Source organism: Cellulosimicrobium sp. I38E (genome assembly GCF_001647255.1).
GTDB classification, from domain to species: Bacteria; Actinomycetota; Actinomycetes; order Actinomycetales; family Cellulomonadaceae; genus Cellulosimicrobium; species Cellulosimicrobium cellulans_E.
In genome coordinates this window covers 63,419-79,526 of the sequence record NZ_LUAZ01000050.1, presented here as the reverse complement: position 1 = coordinate 79,526, position 16,108 = coordinate 63,419, and the positions used below count along the sequence as shown (strand labels likewise).

Genomic DNA, 16,108 nt, shown 5'->3' with positions numbered 1-16,108 from the left:
GCCCGGACGTTCAGAGCTTCCCGAGCACGGCGACAGCCGCCCAGACACCGCACCGGTGCGTGAGCGCGAAGTCCTTCTCGACCTGCGTCGCCGGGGTCTCGAGCGAGAGCACCCGCGGCGTCAGCGGCCGGAACCTCGCCCACGGCGTCTCCGCCGTCGACGGGTCACCGGACGCGGCGAACTGCACCCAGGAGGCCCGCATCGTCGACGCGAGCTGCTCCTGCTCCGGCGACAGCGACCCGGGCAGGGGCGCCGCGGGAAGGTCGAACAGGTACTGCAGCTCCGACTGGTGCGTGGCCGCGAGCGGCTTGCCGAGCGCGTCCGGGACGAACCGCTCGGGAGCGTCCGCGTCGTTGAACTCGTAGGCGAACGTCGGGACGTACCGCGACGCCGCGACGTCGAGCGCGTAGGCGGGGCAGGAGAAGTTCGCGTCCGAGTTCAGCGTGGAGAACGCGTGGGCCGGCGAGGCGTACCGCGACAGCGGGTACGCGGCGGCGACGAGACTCGCCTTCGACCGGCTGATGCCGAAGTTGGTCGCGATCGTCGACACGTAGTTCGACGCGTCGACCGGGCCCGCGAGCGGGACGGTCGCACCCTGCGTGACGCTGAGCCCCAGGGTCGTGAAGATCCGCTCCTCCTGGGTGTTCGACCCGTTGACGATCGGCACGCGGTGGAAGCGACCGCTCGCGACGGCCGTACCGACCGACTCGCGCAGGACAGCCCCGTCGACGTATCCCGGGGTGATGGAGACCGGGGCGTTGGCGACCAGCACGTCGACAGGAACCTGTCGCAGGCAGTCCGCCGACTGGTCGGCGCACCCGACGGCGACGGCGCTGGCGCGACCCGCCTCCTCCGCCTCCGCGAGCGTCTGCTGCTCGAGCGCGAAGGCCCCGCTCTGGATCACCGCGCGGTGGAAGAGCCCCTTCGCCCCCGGCGACGCGAGCTGCGCGAGCACCGAGAGCCCCCCGGCGGACTGGCCGGCGATCGTCACGTTCCCCGGGTCGCCGCCGAACTGCGCGACGTTCTCCCGGACCCACCGGAGCGCCGCCTGCTGGTCCTGGTACCCGAAGTTCCCGGTCGGACCGCCGGGCGTGCCGGCGAGCGCCGGGTGGGCGAGGAAGCCGAGCAGCCCGAGCCGGTAGTCGACCGTCACGACGACGGCGCCCTCGCCCGCGAGCTTCGACGCGTCGTAGTCGCCGCCCTCGCCGATCGAGAGCCCGCCACCGTGGAACCAGACGATCACGGGCAGAGCACCCGATGCCCCGGCGTCGCGATGCGGCACCGTGACGTTGAGGTACAGGCAGTCCTCGCTCTGGCCGTACGGGCTCGGCGGAGCCTGCGGGCAGACCGGGGGAAAGGTCGTCGCGTCACGGGTCGTGGACCAGCGCGCGGGAGCCTGCGGCGGCGTCCAGCGGAGCTCGCCGACGGGCGGCGCCGCGTACGGGAGGCCGCGGAACTCGACTCCCGTGGAGGTCACGACGCCGCGAACGGCTCCGTCGGCGGTCTGCACGACCGGAGGCGGTGCTGCCGTGCCGACGCGGCTCGACGCCGTCGGTCCGGTCGTGGCGGCGTGCGCGGTGGGGACGATCGACGCCCAGCAGGCGACGAGGACGACGATCGCGGCGACGATCGCGAGGGCCGGACGGACGACGTGCGCCCGGCTGCGCGGAGCTCGGTGTGCGGGGTGAGTGTTCATGACCCCACGCTGTCGGCTCGCCCACCGCGAAAGCGCCCGTGCCGCACCCTGGTGGCCGCCCCGGGGGTCCACGGGCGCGCACCTGCTCGTCGCTCGTCGGCGGCGCCGCACGGCCCTCTCGACCGCCGCGGGCTACGTCGAGCGGTCCGACGAGCCGATCGGGGTGCTCGACGACGCGGAGGTCGTGTCGGGCGCACCCGCGTCCTGACGACCTGCCCCGTCCCACCAGTCGAGGACGACGGTCGCGTGGTAGGTGAGCCAGCGCGACGGCTCGCCCGCGGGCGCGTCGACCTCGAACCACACCCGGCCCGGGTGGCGCCGGCCCTGGAGCCAGGTGCCGTCCGGGCGCCGGGCGCGGCGGACGTGCTCGACGGCGTCCGCCGCGCGCGGGTCGGGTGGCGTCCCGTCGAGCAGCGACGCCTCGCGGAGGTAGACCAGCGCGTTGAGCACGCTGTAGTACCAGCGGAACGGGTACGCGAGGCGGAACATCCAGTCGCCGACGGGCTCGCCCGTGCTCAGGCGGCGGAACAGGTTCCGGCGCAGCAGGTACTCCTCGCCGGACCGTCGCGCCGCGCGCAGCTCGTCGTCCCCGCCCGCGAGCTCCTGGTACGCGAGCAGACCCTTGAGCGCGTTGAGCGTCGAGTGGAAGGACGACACCGTGGCGCCCTCCACCCACTCGCAGTTCCACCCGCCGTCGGGCAGCCGTCCGGCGAGCACCGCGGCGAGCAGCTCCGACACGTCGACCCCGAGCCACGCACCCGCCGCGAGCGTGTACCCGTTGATGCACCAGTCGACCTCGCCGCCCCAGTAGGGCAGGTCGTCGTACTCCCAGCGGCTGTGCGCCGCGAGCAGCTCGGGCGTGCGGCGCGCGCGCAGCACGCCCGGGTCGAGACCCCACTCGCGCAGCGCGACGAGCGACCACGTCGTCGCGGTCCACGGCTGACCCTCCTCGGGCCTGCCCCCGGCGTCGTACGCGGCGTCGGTCGCAGCGTCGACCGCGCCCACGTCTGCGGGGAAGTACGCGCCGCCCGCCCACTGCCCGTCCGGGTCCTGCAGCGCGAGCAGGCGTGCGCCGAAGCCCTCGGTCGCGACGCGCGCCCGCGTCGCCTCCCACACCTCGGGAGGCGCGCGCACGACGTCCCGCTCGACCCGCCAGCGCAGCGCAGGGTCGGCCTCGAGGAGCCAGTCGACCAGCCCGCCGTCGGGCGGCCCTCCGGGAGCGGCATCGGCCATCCCGTCACGCTACGCCCGGGCCGCAGCCGGCGTCAGCCCGTCAGACAAACCCGAAGACGGGCGGGAAGACGATCGCGACGATCGCGGCCCACACCGCGTACACGGGCAGGAACCGGGTCTGCCAGGCCACGAGGTCGGCGAACGGGCGACGCCCGCGCAAGAACGCCGTCGCGAGCACCGCGGACCACACGAGGTGGACGAGGAGGAGCAGGTTGAGCCCCAGCGCCGCGGCCTTGTTCGGGCTCACGCCGAACTCCGCGATGCGCGTGAGCATCGCGGTGAGGGCGACGGCGTCGACCGCGAGCGCCGCGACGACGAGGACGACCTGGAGCCCGTCGAAGAACGACCGGGGCGCGAGCGGGTCGCGCGCCGAGACGGAGTACAGGAGCAGGCACAGGACCAGCACGAGGATCGCGTCCATGAGGATGAGCAGCTCGCGGTCGACGGCGGCGAGGTTCCCCGCGGTCGCGAGGACGACGAACACGGCGAGGAGCATGACGAGCGTCAGGGGCGTGAAGACGCGCGTGAGCACGGGCGCGATGTTCTCGACGACGTTCTGCTTGGCCTCGACGAGCCACGCGGCGACGATCAGCGCGGCCGGGACGCACAGCGGCAGGATCCAGTCCTCGAGGTAGGGCTCGAGGTCGACGTCGGCGAGGGAGAAGACGCCCGCGGTGAGGCCGAGCAGGACCCCGCCGCCGAGCGCGAGGAGCGTGTAGTACACGGCGAGCTCGCCGGTGAAGCGCGCGAAGTCCATGCGGCGCGCGTCCGAGCGCCAGCGCCCGCCGACGTACGCGAGCCCGACGACCGCCCACAGCGTCACAGGGGCGGCGAGCGCCGCGAGGACGAGGGTGGAGCCCGTGGGCTCGAACGGGTACACGTTGAGGACGACGCCCAGCACCACGAACGGCACGGCCAGCGCCCCGACGACGCGCGCCGTGACCTGGCGCTTCCACGCGAGGTAGGCGGTGAGGAACGGCAGCACGAGGAGCCCGACGTTGAGGCCGACGGTCTCCGGGTCGAGGACGGCGGTCGCGACCTTGACCGTGATCCCCGTGGCCACGGCGAGCGCGAGGACGACCGCGAGCTCGCGCCACGACCGCGTTCGGCCCGGCTGCTCGCCGACGAGGACGAGCTGCTTCCACAGCCGCTCGGAGTGCTCCTGCGCGAACTCGCGCGACAGGTCGTCGAGCGTGCCCATGCGCTTCACCGCGACGAGGAACGCCTCGTCGTCGTCGAGCCCGGTCGCGCGCAGGTCCTCGACCCGCTCGCGCAGGTGGTCCTCCATCTCGTCGACGTCCGCCGCGGAGATGGCCTCGCGGCCGCGCACGTACCCGCGCCACTGGTCGATCTGGGCCTCGAGCGCGGCGTGCGGGCCGGGGCTCGCGCCGTCCGTCGGCGCGGTCGCGGCGCCCATCAGGCCCACCCCTCCGCGACGCGCGGCGGGCTCTGGAGCCCGTCCTGCGCCGTGCGCCAGACCTGGTGGAGCGCGTGCGCGACGACGTCCCACTGCGCCTGCCGCTCGACGAGCGCCTCGTGCCCCGCCGGGGTGATCGCGTAGTGCTTGCGGCGCCGCCCGACGTCGGACGTGCCCCACGACGCCTCGACGAGCCCGAGCCGCTCCAGCCGGTGCAGCAGCGGGTACAGCATGCCGTCGGTCCACTGCATGCGGCCGCCCGAGAGCTCGTCGACGCGCTTGAGGATCGCGTAGCCGTACGACTCGCCGTCGGCGAGGATCCCGAGCACGAGCGGGGTGGCCGACGCGGCCACGAGGTCCTTGTCGATACGCATGGCACTCCTATGCCTAGTTCTTCTAGGGATATTGACCCTAGCAGATCTAGGGTTGGATGCGGTCGGCGGCGACGGACGGGGAGGCGATGGCGCGACGACGGGCCTGGAAGCGGGACTGGGGGACCACGGTCGCCCTCGCGCTGGTCGCGGTGTTCCCGGTCGCCGTCCAGGGAACCGTGCGGTCCTGGCGGATGCACGACCGTGGGGAGCTCTCCGTGACCGGACTCCTGTGGATGGGCGTCGGGGTCGTCGTCGTGGTTGCCGTCGTGGGTGTCGTCGTCCGCTCGCGGGTCCGACGAGAGCTCGACCGGGCTGTCGCCGCCAACCCCGGCGCGACCGTGGCCCTCGTCCGACCGGTCCGTCGCTCCACGGCCCTGCTCGACCAGATCCCGCTGAAGCAACGCAAGCGGCAGATGCCGTGCCTGCTCGTCGTCCGACGCGACGAGGTGGACCTCTGGAGCACCGTGGACCCGCCGACCTTCCTCCTCCGGGTGGAGCGCGAGGGCCTCTCCGTCGAGCTCGTGGCCCTCGACCTCTTCGAGGTGGAGGAGCTGCTGACGCTCCGGCTCACGCGAGGTGACACCTGCCTCGAGGTCGCCGTGCAGGGACTCGTCGGCTCGCGCTCGTGGGGCCACCGCGGTGCTCTCGAAGGGCTCGACGAGGTGCTCCGCGCCCTCGGTTACGCGATCCGGCCCACGGCCGACGCGAAGCGGGGTCGGCCGGGCCGCGTCGCGGAGCAGCCTCAGGGCTAGCGTGGTCCCACGGACGCGCGCCGCCCGGCCGGCCCGCGGAACGACGGGGGAGGGCTCATGCCTCGCACGTACCTCTTCGCCCTGACCGACGGCGGCGGGACGGTCCCGCCCGAGGTGGGGGCGGTGCGTCGGCTCGTGGAGCGCGGGCACCGCGTGCGCGTGCTCGCCGAGGACTCGATGGCGCCCGAGGTGCGCGCGACGGGCGCGACGCTCGTCCCGTGGCGCACGGCGCCCAACCGCCCCGACCGCGACCCGGCGCACGACCCCCTGAAGGACTGGGAGGCGTCGAGCCTGCTCACGCAGGCGCGCGACATCGGCGACCACGTGATCGCCGGGCCCGCGCCGGACTACGCGCGCGACGTCCTCGCGGCCGTCGACGACGAGCGCCCCGATCTCGTCGTGACGTCCGTCTTCGCGTTCGGCGCGATGATCGCGGCGCAGTCCCGGGGCGTCCCGTTCGACGTCCTCGTCCCCAACGTCTACGCGCTGCCCACGCCGGGCCGCACGCCGTTCGGTGCGGGGCTCACGCCCGCGCGCGGGCCGCTCGGCCGGCTGCGCGACCGCATGATCACCGGCCTCTCGACGCGCGTGTTCGACCGGTACACGCGCGACCGGCTCAACGCCCTGCGCGCCGACCTGGGCCTCGACCCGCTCGCGCGCTCGTGGGAGCAGATGAGCGCCGCGCGCCGCCAGCTCGTCATGACGAGCCCTGCGTTCGACCTCCCCGGCCCGCTCCCGGCGAACGCTCGGTACGTGGGGCCCGTGCTCGACGACCCGGCGTGGGCGGACGACGCCTCCTGGACCGCGCCGCCGGGCGACGACCCGCTCGTCCTCGTCGCGCTGTCGTCCACGTTCCAGGACCAGGCCGCGCTGCTGCGGCGGATCGTCGCGGCGCTCGCGACGCTGCCCGTGCGCGGCGTCGTCACGACCGGGCAAGGGCTCGCGCCGGACGCGGTGCCGGGCACGGCGAACGTCGCCGTGGTCGCGTCCGCTCCCCACCACGAGGTGCTGCGCGACGCCGCGCTCGTCGTCACGCACGGCGGCCACGGCACGCTCCTCAAGGCGTTCGCGGCGGGCTGCCCCGTCGTCGTCCTGCCGCACGGGCGCGACCAGGGCGACAACGCCGTGCGCGTCACGCTGCGCGGCGCGGGCGTCGCGCTCTCGCGGAAGGCGTCCGCCGAGCGGGTCGCGCGCGCCGTCCGGCAGGTTCTCGACGATCCCGCGTACACGCGGCGGGCCACCGCGCTCGGCGACGCGGTCCGGCGCGACGCCGAGCACAGCACGCTCGTCGCCGAGCTCGAGGACCTCGGCCCCCGGGGGTCCGCACCGCCGCTACGGTGACCCGATGGACGCCGAGACCCACGCCCGTCGACTGCGCGACCACCTCGACGCCGCGACGCCGGACGCGGTCCGTCGCCTGAGCGCCCTCGTCGACGCGCTGCCCGACGCCGCCGAGGCGGTCGTGGTGACGGTGTTCCCCAACCAGGACGGCGAGGGCACGCTCGACGTCGTCGTCTCGCTCGACGGTCCCGACGCGTTCGTCCTCGACCGCGCGGTCGAGCCGTTCCGCACGCTCTTCGAGGTCGTGCACGGCGAGGGCGGCCCCGTCCCGGCCGTGCCGCTCGTCGCTCCCGGGCGCGCGGCCTACGACGCGCGCGACCTCGTCGTCGACACGGCCGCCGCGTGGGTCGTCGAGGTGTGGGACGCCGCGGCGCGGGGACGCTCGCGCCTCCCCGGCCGGGTCGAGGGGCACGACGGGTACGGCACCCGCGTCCCGCTCGCCCTCGAGCCCTGACCCGGCGGCCTGCCTGTCAGCCCCCGGCGGGACGCGGTCGCAGGACGGACCGAAGCGTCGCGTCAGTACCCGGCCCGACCCGGGTCGGGCGGGCCGCCGTACCGGGCGGCGAGCGCCTCGGACCCTCGGGCCAGGAGCGCGACGTCGGCGCCGACGAGGAGGAACGACGCCCCGGCGGCGAGGTAGGCGTCGGCCACCGCGGGATCGAAGGCGTTGACGCCCACGGGCGTGCCCGCCGCACGGACGGCGTCGAACACGCGCAGGACCGCCGCCGTGACGTCCGGGTGCGTCTGCTGCCCGAGCAGACCCATCGAGGCGGCGAGGTCCGACGGCCCGACGAACACGCCGTCGACCCCGTCCACGGCGGCGATCTCGCCCGCCGCCTCGACCCCCTCGACGTTCTCGACCTGCACGAACAGCGCGACGTGCTCGTCGCCGTCGGCGAGGTACCCGTCGACCCGGTTCCAGCGGCCCGAGCGGGCGAGCGCCGAGCCGACGCCGCGACGGCCGCGGGGCGGGTACCGCACGGCCTCGACGGCGGCTCGCGCCTGGTTTGCCGACGAGACCATGGGCACGAGGACGTTCTGCGCCCCGAGGTCGAGGACCTGCTTGAGCACCACGGGGTCCCCGCTCGGGACGCGGACCACGGGGAGCGTCGGCGACGCGGCGACCGCCTGGAGCTGGGCGAGCACGGACTCGAGGCCGTTGGGCCCGTGCTCCATGTCCACCAGCAGCCAGTCCAGGCCGGCGCCCGCGCAGATCTCCGCGACCAACGGGCTGCCCGTGCACACCCACATCCCGGCGAGGGGGCGGTCGGCACCGGCCAGCGCGTGTCGCAGGGTCGGGCTCAGTCGAAGCGGCACGTGATCGTCCCCATCGGTCCGTAGTCGCACAGCACGCTGTCCCCGCGGGACACCCACATCGGCCGCGTGAACGACCCGGCGAGGACGATCTCTCCTGCCTCGAGCCGGGCTCCGTGCTGGTGGAGCTTGTTCGCGAGCCAGGCCACGCCGGTCGCAGGGTGGTTGAGGACGCCGGCGGCGACGCCCGTCTCCTCGATCGTCTCGTTGCGGTAGAGGAGCGCGGACACCCAGCGCAGGTCCACCCGGTCGGGTGCGGTCGGGTTCCCCCCGAGCACCATGCCCCCGTACGCGGCGTTGTCCGCGATCGTGTCGACGATCGTGCGTCCCTCGAGAGCGACCCGGGAGTCGAGGACCTCGAGCGCCGGGGTCACGTGCTCGGTCGCCCGTAGGACGTCGAAGAGGGTGCACCGAGGGCCTTCGAGCGGCGCGCCGAGGACGAACGCGAGCTCGACCTCGATGCGGACGTTGGAGAAATCGTCGAACGGGATGGTGGCGCCGTTCTCCCACACCGTGTCGTCGAACATGACGCCGTAGTCGGGCTCGGTGATGCCCGTCGCGGCCTGCATCGCCCGCGAGGTCAGCCCGATCTTGCGCCCCACGAGGCGCCGCCCCGCCGCGAGACGCGCGTCGCGCCAGACGCCCTGGATCGCGTACGAGTCCTCCACGGTCGCCTCGGGGTGGCGGGCGGTGATCCGCGGGACGACGCCGCGCGTGCGGCCTGCCTCGGCGAGCTCCGCGGCGAGCGCGGCGATGGTCGCAGCGGGAAGCATCAGTGCTCCTCCGTCTCGTGGTCCCTGTGCGGTCGGTGGCCGAGGAACGCCGCGAGGGTGCCCGCCCGGTGCCGCCGCACGGCCTGCTCGATCTCGGCGACGGGGGCCCGCGCCTCGACCAGCGCGAGGATCTCCGTGTGCTCGCGGACCGACTCGCGTGCCCGGCCGGGGACGAACGCGAAGATCGAGTCGCGCAGGCGCCCGAGCCGTGCCCACTCCGCCTCGACGATCGCGAGCATGCGCGGGTTGGGGCACGCCGCGTACAGGACGTGGTGGAACTCCTGGTTGAGCGCGGAGAACGAGCGCGGGTCGAACCGGTCCAGCCCGCCCGCCATGACGTCGTTGAGCGCCCGGGCGCGCCGCAGGTCGGACGCCGAGAGGTGGCGGCTCGCGAGCGCCGTCGCCGCGCTCTCCACGACCGCGATGGTCTCCATGGCGTGGCGGTACGCGGTGTCGTCGAGCATCGCGACGCGCGCCCCGACGTTGCGCTCGAACGTCACGAGCCCCTCCGCCTCGAGCCGGCGCACCGCCTCGCGGACCGGCACGACGCTCATGTCGAGCTCCGCGGCGACCGTCGCGAGCACGAGGCGGTACCCGGGGGTGTAGTCGTGCGCGAGGATGCGCTCCCGGATCCAGCGGTACGCGCGCTGGGCCTTGCTCACGCCCGCCGCCGCGGCGCCCGCCTCGGTACCGGCGGTGGCCGTCACCGCGCCGCGCGCCACGCCTCGAACCTCTCTCGCCAGACCGCGTCCGGGGGGAACAGGCCCTCGATCGGGTGCCCGGCCGCCACCTGCTCGGCGACCCACGCGTCCTCCTCCTCCTTCGCGAGCGCCGCGTCCGCGACCTGCTCGGCGAGGTGCGCGGGGATCACGACCACGCCGTCCGCGTCCCCGACGACGACGTCGCCCGGCAGCACGGTCGTCCCGCCGCACGCGACGGCCACGTCGGCATCCCAGGGCACGTGCCGACGGCCGAGGACCGCGGGATGGGCGCCCGCGCAGTAGACGGGGATGCCGACGGCGGTGACCGCCGCGACGTCCCGCACCGCGCCGTCTGTGACGACGCCCGCGGCGCCGCGCGTGCGTGCGCGGATCGCGAGGATGTCACCCAGGGTGCCCGCGTCGGACTCGCCGCGCGCCTCGATGACGAGCACCTCGCCGGGCGCGACGGCGTCGAAGGTGCGCTTCTGCACGTTGTAGCCGCCGCCGTGCCGCGCGAAGAGGTCCTGGCGGTACGGGACGTAGCGGAGCGTCCGCGCGGTGCCGACCATCTTGTCGCCCGGACGGAGGGCCCGGACGCCGTCGATGCTCACGTCGTCGAGGCCGAGCGCTCGGAGCTGCGCGGAGAGCGCGGCGACGGGTGCGCGCACGAGCTTGTCCCGCAGCGCGTCGGTGAGGGAGAGGTCGCCCTCCGTCGGGGTGGTGGTGTCGTGCGTCGTCATCGAGCTCCTTCGCTCGTCGTCGGGCGGTCCGTCGAACGGTTCGCCATCAAGGATCGTATACGATCTGCGACGGCGGGCCGGTCCGGTCAGTGCAGGGCGAGGTAGTCCTCCAGCGTTCCGGGCGTGGCCTGGAGCAGGGGCTCGTGCACCGGCTCGCCGGGGAACTCGCTGGCCTCGAAGAACCACCTCCGGGACGCCGGCATGCCCCACTGCTGGGCGCGGCGCGGGTTGCTCACGTCCCAGCGGATCGGCTCGCTCTCCAGGTCGATGAACTGGTAGTGCGTCGTGAAGAGCTCGACCCGGTGCTGGTCGGGGTCGCGGACGTAGAGGAAGAGCGCGTTGCTGATGCCGTGCCGTCCCGGTCCGCGGTCGATCTCCTCGCCGAACCCGCGGGAGCCCGTCACGTCGGCCGCGTGGATGAGCGCCGTCGCGTCCGGCACCGTGTACGCGAAGTGGTGCAGGCGTGGGCCACGACCGTTCGTGAACACGAGGTCGTGGGTGTTGCCCTTGGCCTCCATCCACGTGCCCCACAGCTCGTCCGTGCCGTCCTTCGCGGTGTACTCGGACATCCGCAGGCCGAGGCCGGTCCAGAAGTCGGTCGCGGTCTGCACGTCGTGCGTGACCGCCTGGAAGTGGTCGAGCCGCTGCGGCGCGCCGGCGACGAAGTCGTGGAAGTCCGCCATCTTGCGCGGCACCGTCTCCATCGACGACGTGAGCTCCATGTGCGTGCCCACCGCGTCGCGGAAGCGGAGCGTCGAGCCCTGGTGGGCGCGCTCCACGCGCTCGTGCTCCACGCCGCGCGCGGCGAAGAACTCCTCCGCGGCCGTGATGTCCTCGTCGGTGCGCACGCGCAGCCCGACGAAGAGCGCGTGCGGTGCGGTCGCACGCTCGAGCACGAGGCTGTGGTGCTGGTCCTCCTCGAGCCCGCGCAGGTAGACCGTGTCGTCCGTCTCCTCCGTCACGACGAGCCCGATGACGTCGCGGTAGAAGTCGCGGCTCCGCTCGAGATCGGTCACGGCGAGGCCGACGTGGCTGGCACGGGTGATGGTGAACGGGGGCGCGGGGTTGGTCGTCGGAAGCATCGTCGGCTCCTGGTCGCGGCGGTGTGGGGCGGGCCGGACGGTGCCGACCCGGTACCCATCCGACACCCTCGAGCGGGTCGCGGGGAACTATCGATGTGCTCTCCCTGCCATACGCGAGCGCTATACCGGAGGGCTGGTCCTCGTACTCTGGAGATATGGAGCTGCGACACCTCCGGTACTTCACCGCCGTCGTCGAGGCGGGGTCGTTCACCGCCGCCGCCGCGGCGCTCCACGTCTCCCAGCCACCCCTGAGCGTCGCGGTCGCCAAGCTCGAGGCCGAGGTCGGCGTGCGCCTGCTCGACCGCACGCCGCGCGGCGTCGAGCCGACGAGCGCCGGCCGCTACCTCCTCGACGCGTCGTCGCGCGTGCTCGGAGACGTCGACGAGATCGTCGCGACGCTCGGCCGCTACGCGTCGGGCCTCGCCGGGTCCGTCACCCTCGCCGCCGTCCCGGTCCTCATGTGGCACCGCGTGCCGGCGCTGCTGCGCGCGCACGCCGCCGAGGCACCGGACCTCGAGGTCCGCCTCGTCGACCCGCCGCCGTGGACCGCGATCGAGATGCTGCGGCAGCGCGCCGTCGACCTCGCCGCCGTGGTCGTCGCGGAACCTCGGCGGTTCGCCGCCCGACACCGCGGCCTGCTCGACGTCGTCGACTGGGGCGACGTCCCGCTCGTCGCCGTGCTGCCGCCCGACGCCCACGACGCGCCCGACCCGCTGCCGCTGCACGCGTTCGACGGCGAGCAGGTGATCCTGCCGCGCCGTACCGCCGCCGTCCCCAGCCTGCCCGAGGCGGTGGACGCGACGTTCCGCCAGCACGGCGTCGCTCCGTCGTCGGTCCGGACGGTGGAGACGATCCAGTCGGGCCTTCCTCTGGTCGAGGCGGGCATGGCGCGGGCGATCCTGCCCGACCCGGACCACGCCAGCCTCACCCGGTTCGACGTCACCGTGCGCCGGCTCGACCCCGCGCCGCGGCCCATGCGGGCGCTCGTCCTCTCCCGGCCCGGTGCGGAGGAGGACCCCCGTCTCGAGCGCCTCGTCGCACGCATCGCCGGGAGCTGAGGACAGCGATCCTGTGCGATCTTCGATATGATCGAGCCGTTCGACGAGGGCGCCGACGAGCCGCGACGACGCGGAACGCCCGCCCTCGCACCCGACCCCGGAGGAGGCGGCCGTGGCCGCGAGCAAGACCGACCAGTGCTACGAGATCCTGCGCAAGGGGATCATGGAGGGCACGTTCGGCCCCGGGCACCGGCTCGTCATCGACCAGCTCGTGCGCGAGTACGGGATCAGCTCCGTCCCGTGGCGCGAGTCGCTGCGCCGCCTCGAGGCCGAGGGCTGGGTCGACATCGTGCGGCACGCCGGCGCCGTGGTGAAGACGTTCGACACAGGATCCTGGGAGCAGACCATGCAGCTCCTCGCCCGTCTCGAGGGCTACGCCACCGCCCTGTCCGCGCCCCACCTCACCTCGGACGACCTCGACCACGCCCGTTCGCTCAACCGGGAGATGGGGCGCGCGCTCGAGACCTTCGACCCGGCGCGCTTCGGGCTCCTCAACCGCGAGTTCCACCAGCTCCTGTGCTCGCGCTGCGGGGACGAGCGGCTCAGCACCCTCGTGGACGGGGAGTGGACGCGGCTCGAGCTCATCCGCCGGTCCGCCTTCTGGTACGCACCGGGCCGCGCGCTCGCGTCCCTCGCCGAGCACGACGGCCTGATCGACCTCATCGAGGGCGGCGCGGACCCGGACGTCATCGAGACCGCGGCGCGACGGCACGAGCTCAACACCGTCGGGGCGATCCACGAGCACGAGCGGCAGCTCTCCGAGGTCGACGCCGCCCGCGCCCGCTGACCGCTCCGCGCTACGCGACCGCCGTCGCCTCCAGCTCCACCAGCAGTCCCGGCACCGCCAGGCGCGTCACCCCGAGCATCGTCGACGCCGGCGACGCACCCGCCCCTGCCAGGCGCGCTCCCAGCACGGAGTAGTGCCGCAGGAGCAGGTCCACGTCGGTCGAGCAGACCGTCAGCCGGACCACGTCCGCCAGCGTCATGCCCGCGTCGCGCAGCACCGCCTCCAGGTTGTCCAGGCTCAGCGCCAGCTGCGCCGCCATGTCCCCCTCGTGCCGGGGCAGGCCGTCGCTGCCCGTCGCCGTCTGCCCCGAGCAGTACACGGTCCGGGTATGCCCGGAGACGAGCACCCCCTGGTCGAAGCCGAGCTCCTGCGACCATGCCACCGGGTTGATCGCCGTTCGTCGTGCTGCCACGTCCGGTCTCCGTCCTTCTCGTCGTGCACGGGAGCGCGCCGACCTTCTGCCGACGTCCTCCACCCCCGTCCGGACGAGCCTGGCGATCAATCACGACACCCTGTGACAGGTATCCGGATACGTTGCTCGGGTGCGCGCCGATCGGTTGGTGTCCCTCGTCCTCCTGCTGCGCCAGCGCGGCCGGCTGTCGGCCACGACCCTCGCCCATGAGCTCGAGGTGTCCACCCGGACCGTGCTGCGCGACGTCGAGGCACTGTCCGCCGCAGGCGTCCCCGTCTACGCCGAGCGCGGGCGGCACGGCGGGTTCGCGCTCCTGCCCGGGTTCCGGACCGAGCTCACGGGCCTCAACCACGACGAGACGCTCGCCGTGCTCGCGGCCGCCTCCGGGCACGCGGGGGAGCTGCTCGGGCTCGGTCCGGCCCTCGCGTCGGCCGTGCGCAAGGTCGTCGACGCGCTGCCGGACGGCCATCGTTCGACCGCGACGGACGCCGCGCGACGGATCCTCGTCGAGCCGGAGGCGGACCTGCTCTCGCGCCGGCGGGTGACAGAGCAGATCCCGGGTGCGGTCCTGCGCGAGGTGCGCATCGCGGTGCTCGACGGGCGCCGGCTCCGGATCCGCTACGCGGCGGTCGGGAAGACGCCCGCGTGGCGGACGGTGGACCCGGTCGGCCTGGTCACCGTCCGGGGCACGGGCTACCTCCTGGCTTCCGTCGCCGGGGCGGACCGGACGTACCGCCTGTCCCGGATCGACGCGGCCGAGGCGCTCCCGGACGCGGCGCTGCGGCCGGACGGCGTCGACCTCGAGCAGCTGTGGCGCGAGCGGAGCGCCCGGTTCCGCGCGGGGGACGCCCAGGTCACCGCGCGGGTGGAGGTCGTCCCGGCCCGCCGGGAGGAGCTCGTGGGCACCGCGGTCGCGGTGCTCGCCGAGGAGCTCTCGGACGGGGCGCTGGTCCTGACAGTCACCTTCCAGGACCTGAGGCACGCCGTCTGGGCGGTCTGGCAGCTCGGCGCGCACGCCGAGGCGCTCCACCCACCCGCGCTGCGCGCAGCGTTGCGGGAGCGTGCCGTCGCGGTCGCGTCCCGGTACGCGGGTTCAGTCCAGGACGTGGCTCCCCGCGCGTGACCCGCCTCGCTGCTGGGCGACGTAGGCGCGGCCGTAGTCGTTCCCGTTCGGCAGCCGCAGCGTGGTGTGCACGTGGAAGCGCGCGGGCAGCCGGTTCGTGAGCCAGACGCCGGCATGGTGGTCGAGCTCGGCGAGCACGACCGGGCTGTGGACCCGGAGGTAGAACGGCTGCGAACCGTCGGTCGCGCCGTACCAGGCGAACCAGGTCTCGTCGCGGTGCGCGTCGACCTCCCCGAGCAGCGCGCGGCGCTGCGGCTCGTGGAGCAGGAGGAGGAAGTCCTCGACGACGGCGAGCAGCAGCGCCCATTGGTCGTCGGTCAGGGACGCGCCGCGGATCCCCTCGTACGGCACGACGCGGTTGTCGCGGAACGCCCCGGCGACGTGCCGCTCGTCCGCAGGATGCAGCCGCCCCGGGGGCATGGAGGGGTCGAGAACCGATGCGTACACCACGGCACTCTCACGCTGTACAGCGTCGAGCGACGTCGCGAGCGCGAGCGCGACCTCCTCCCGCGCGGCGAAGAGCGGGGGCCGCTCGTCGGTGAGCGCCGGCTCGGCGCCGAGGAACACGGGGGCGACGACGTGCCGGCCGGCGACGGACACGAAGCTCACCGCGACGTGGTGGCCGAAGAGCTGCCACCCCCAGGCCCCGTCCGGGGACGGCTCCCCGAAGAGGGAGAACCAGTAGCTGCGGTCGTTCATGACCTCCGGCAGCCCGACGAGCTCGCCGAGGAAGCCGTTGAGCGCCATGGCCTCGCGCACGCGCTCGTAGCCCTCGGCACTGAGGGACGCCTCGACCACGGCGAGCAGCGCCTCCGCCACGGCGGGCGCGACGTCCTCGAGCCGGAGGCCCGCGCGGTGGATCACGAACTCCGGGTTGCTCCACGCGCGCCACAGCGGCGAGTCGACCGGGTGGCGCACGGCGTCGCGCTCGGCCGTCGTGAGGAGCTCCAGCGCCCGCGTGGCCGCACGAGCCGGTGCCGGGTCCGGGGCCGCGACGGGGACGAGCCGGTGGACGTCGTCGCGCACGACCCCGTCCGACGTGACCCCGACGAACGGCTCGTCGTACAGCTCCTGCCACGACGCGAGGAGCTGCTGCACGAAGCCCGGTTCGCGCTTGCGCGCGGAGAACTCCTCGTAGTCGAGGCCCCGCCACTGCGCGACGTCGGGGTCGTCGCGGTCCGGCACGTGGGCGCGGTAGTCCTCGCCCGTGAGGGTGACGACCTCCTCGCGCCCGGTGACCCGGGCGGTCGAGAAGAACCCGTCGATGTCCTGGTCGGCGCTCATGCGCGGACTCCTTCCGTGAGG

Annotated in this window: 16 protein-coding genes and 1 pseudogene; 6 read left to right on the top strand and 11 right to left on the bottom strand. The window is 74.3% G+C overall.

What is annotated here, in order from left to right:
• Positions 1 to 10: 10 nt before the first annotated feature.
• From A0J59_RS15745 to A0J59_RS15730, 4 genes are all read right to left on the bottom strand, one after another.
• Positions 11 to 1,696, bottom strand: a complete 1,686-nt coding sequence (locus tag A0J59_RS15745) for a carboxylesterase/lipase family protein (protein WP_064316737.1) — start codon at positions 1,694 to 1,696, stop codon at positions 11 to 13.
• 132 nt (positions 1,697 to 1,828) lie between these two features.
• The gene (locus tag A0J59_RS15740) at positions 1,829 to 2,929 is read right to left on the bottom strand and encodes a hypothetical protein (protein ID WP_064316736.1); all 1,101 of its coding nucleotides are present in this window, start codon (positions 2,927 to 2,929) and stop codon (positions 1,829 to 1,831) included.
• Positions 2,930 to 2,969: 40 nt separating this feature from the next.
• Positions 2,970 to 4,346 (bottom strand): permease prefix domain 1-containing protein, encoded by a 1,377-nt coding sequence (locus A0J59_RS15735; RefSeq protein WP_064316772.1) that lies wholly within the window; start codon positions 4,344 to 4,346, stop codon positions 2,970 to 2,972.
• Positions 4,346 to 4,720 (bottom strand): PadR family transcriptional regulator, encoded by a 375-nt coding sequence (locus tag A0J59_RS15730; protein WP_064316735.1) that lies wholly within the window; start codon positions 4,718 to 4,720, stop codon positions 4,346 to 4,348. The genes A0J59_RS15735 and A0J59_RS15730 overlap by 1 nt, the downstream gene beginning before the upstream one ends.
• 86 nt (positions 4,721 to 4,806) lie before the next feature.
• Here A0J59_RS15730 and A0J59_RS15725 point away from each other — a divergent pair, with 86 nt between their 5' ends.
• Genes A0J59_RS15725 through A0J59_RS15715 form a run of 3 tightly spaced genes read left to right on the top strand, consistent with a single transcriptional unit; the run spans position 4,807 to position 7,267 of the window.
• Positions 4,807 to 5,472 carry a hypothetical protein gene (locus A0J59_RS15725; protein ID WP_156533091.1) on the top strand — a complete coding sequence of 222 codons (666 nt, stop codon included), beginning with the start codon at positions 4,807 to 4,809 and terminating at the stop codon, positions 5,470 to 5,472.
• Between the two features lie 57 nt (positions 5,473 to 5,529).
• The gene (locus tag A0J59_RS15720) at positions 5,530 to 6,813 is read left to right on the top strand and encodes a glycosyltransferase (RefSeq protein ID WP_064316733.1); all 1,284 of its coding nucleotides are present in this window, start codon (positions 5,530 to 5,532) and stop codon (positions 6,811 to 6,813) included.
• Between the two features lie 4 nt (positions 6,814 to 6,817).
• Positions 6,818 to 7,267: a DUF6389 family protein gene (locus A0J59_RS15715; RefSeq protein WP_064316732.1), complete on the top strand. Its 450-nt coding sequence runs from the start codon at positions 6,818 to 6,820 to the stop codon at positions 7,265 to 7,267.
• A gap of 62 nt (positions 7,268 to 7,329) precedes the next feature.
• Here the strand turns inward: A0J59_RS15715 and A0J59_RS15710 are convergent, their stop codons facing one another.
• The 5 genes and pseudogenes from A0J59_RS15710 to hpaD form a co-directional block, all read right to left on the bottom strand.
• On the bottom strand, positions 7,330 to 8,130 hold the full coding sequence (locus A0J59_RS15710) for an HpcH/HpaI aldolase/citrate lyase family protein (protein WP_064316731.1): 801 nt from the start codon (positions 8,128 to 8,130) through the stop codon (positions 7,330 to 7,332).
• Positions 8,115 to 8,900, bottom strand: a complete 786-nt coding sequence (gene hpaH, locus A0J59_RS15705) for a 2-oxo-hept-4-ene-1,7-dioate hydratase (RefSeq protein ID WP_064316730.1) — start codon at positions 8,898 to 8,900, stop codon at positions 8,115 to 8,117. Before hpaH ends, A0J59_RS15710 begins: the two co-directional genes overlap by 16 nt.
• A complete protein-coding gene (locus tag A0J59_RS15700) occupies positions 8,900 to 9,622 on the bottom strand; it encodes a GntR family transcriptional regulator (protein ID WP_369799787.1) in 723 nt (240 codons plus the stop codon). The genes hpaH and A0J59_RS15700 overlap by 1 nt, the downstream gene beginning before the upstream one ends.
• Positions 9,604 to 10,299, bottom strand: a pseudogene (locus tag A0J59_RS15695) (hypothetical protein); the annotation flags it as partial. The gene A0J59_RS15700 and the pseudogene A0J59_RS15695, both read right to left, overlap by 19 nt.
• A 128-nt stretch (positions 10,300 to 10,427) precedes the next feature.
• On the bottom strand, positions 10,428 to 11,423 hold the full coding sequence (gene hpaD, locus A0J59_RS15690; protein ID WP_064316729.1) for a 3,4-dihydroxyphenylacetate 2,3-dioxygenase: 996 nt from the start codon (positions 11,421 to 11,423) through the stop codon (positions 10,428 to 10,430).
• 155 nt (positions 11,424 to 11,578) lie between these two features.
• On the opposite strand from hpaD, the gene A0J59_RS15685 reads away from it, so the two are divergent.
• Both A0J59_RS15685 and A0J59_RS15680 read left to right on the top strand, forming a co-directional pair.
• Complete coding sequence (locus tag A0J59_RS15685) at positions 11,579 to 12,481, top strand: LysR family transcriptional regulator (RefSeq protein WP_064316728.1); 903 nt, start codon at positions 11,579 to 11,581, stop codon at positions 12,479 to 12,481.
• A gap of 112 nt (positions 12,482 to 12,593) precedes the next feature.
• On the top strand, positions 12,594 to 13,268 hold the full coding sequence (locus A0J59_RS15680; RefSeq protein WP_064316727.1) for a GntR family transcriptional regulator: 675 nt from the start codon (positions 12,594 to 12,596) through the stop codon (positions 13,266 to 13,268).
• 10 nt (positions 13,269 to 13,278) lie between these two features.
• Here A0J59_RS15680 and A0J59_RS15675 read toward each other — a convergent pair whose 3' ends face one another.
• The gene (locus A0J59_RS15675; protein ID WP_064316726.1) at positions 13,279 to 13,680 is read right to left on the bottom strand and encodes a RidA family protein; all 402 of its coding nucleotides are present in this window, start codon (positions 13,678 to 13,680) and stop codon (positions 13,279 to 13,281) included.
• A gap of 148 nt (positions 13,681 to 13,828) precedes the next feature.
• On the opposite strand from A0J59_RS15675, the gene A0J59_RS15670 reads away from it, so the two are divergent.
• Positions 13,829 to 14,803 (top strand): YafY family protein, encoded by a 975-nt coding sequence (locus A0J59_RS15670; RefSeq protein ID WP_255365263.1) that lies wholly within the window; start codon positions 13,829 to 13,831, stop codon positions 14,801 to 14,803.
• Here A0J59_RS15670 and A0J59_RS15665 read toward each other — a convergent pair.
• Positions 14,774 to 16,087 carry a DUF3500 domain-containing protein gene (locus A0J59_RS15665; RefSeq protein WP_082919085.1) on the bottom strand — a complete coding sequence of 438 codons (1,314 nt, stop codon included), beginning with the start codon at positions 16,085 to 16,087 and terminating at the stop codon, positions 14,774 to 14,776. The genes A0J59_RS15670 and A0J59_RS15665 overlap by 30 nt on opposite strands.
• Positions 16,088 to 16,108 lie beyond the last annotated feature (21 nt).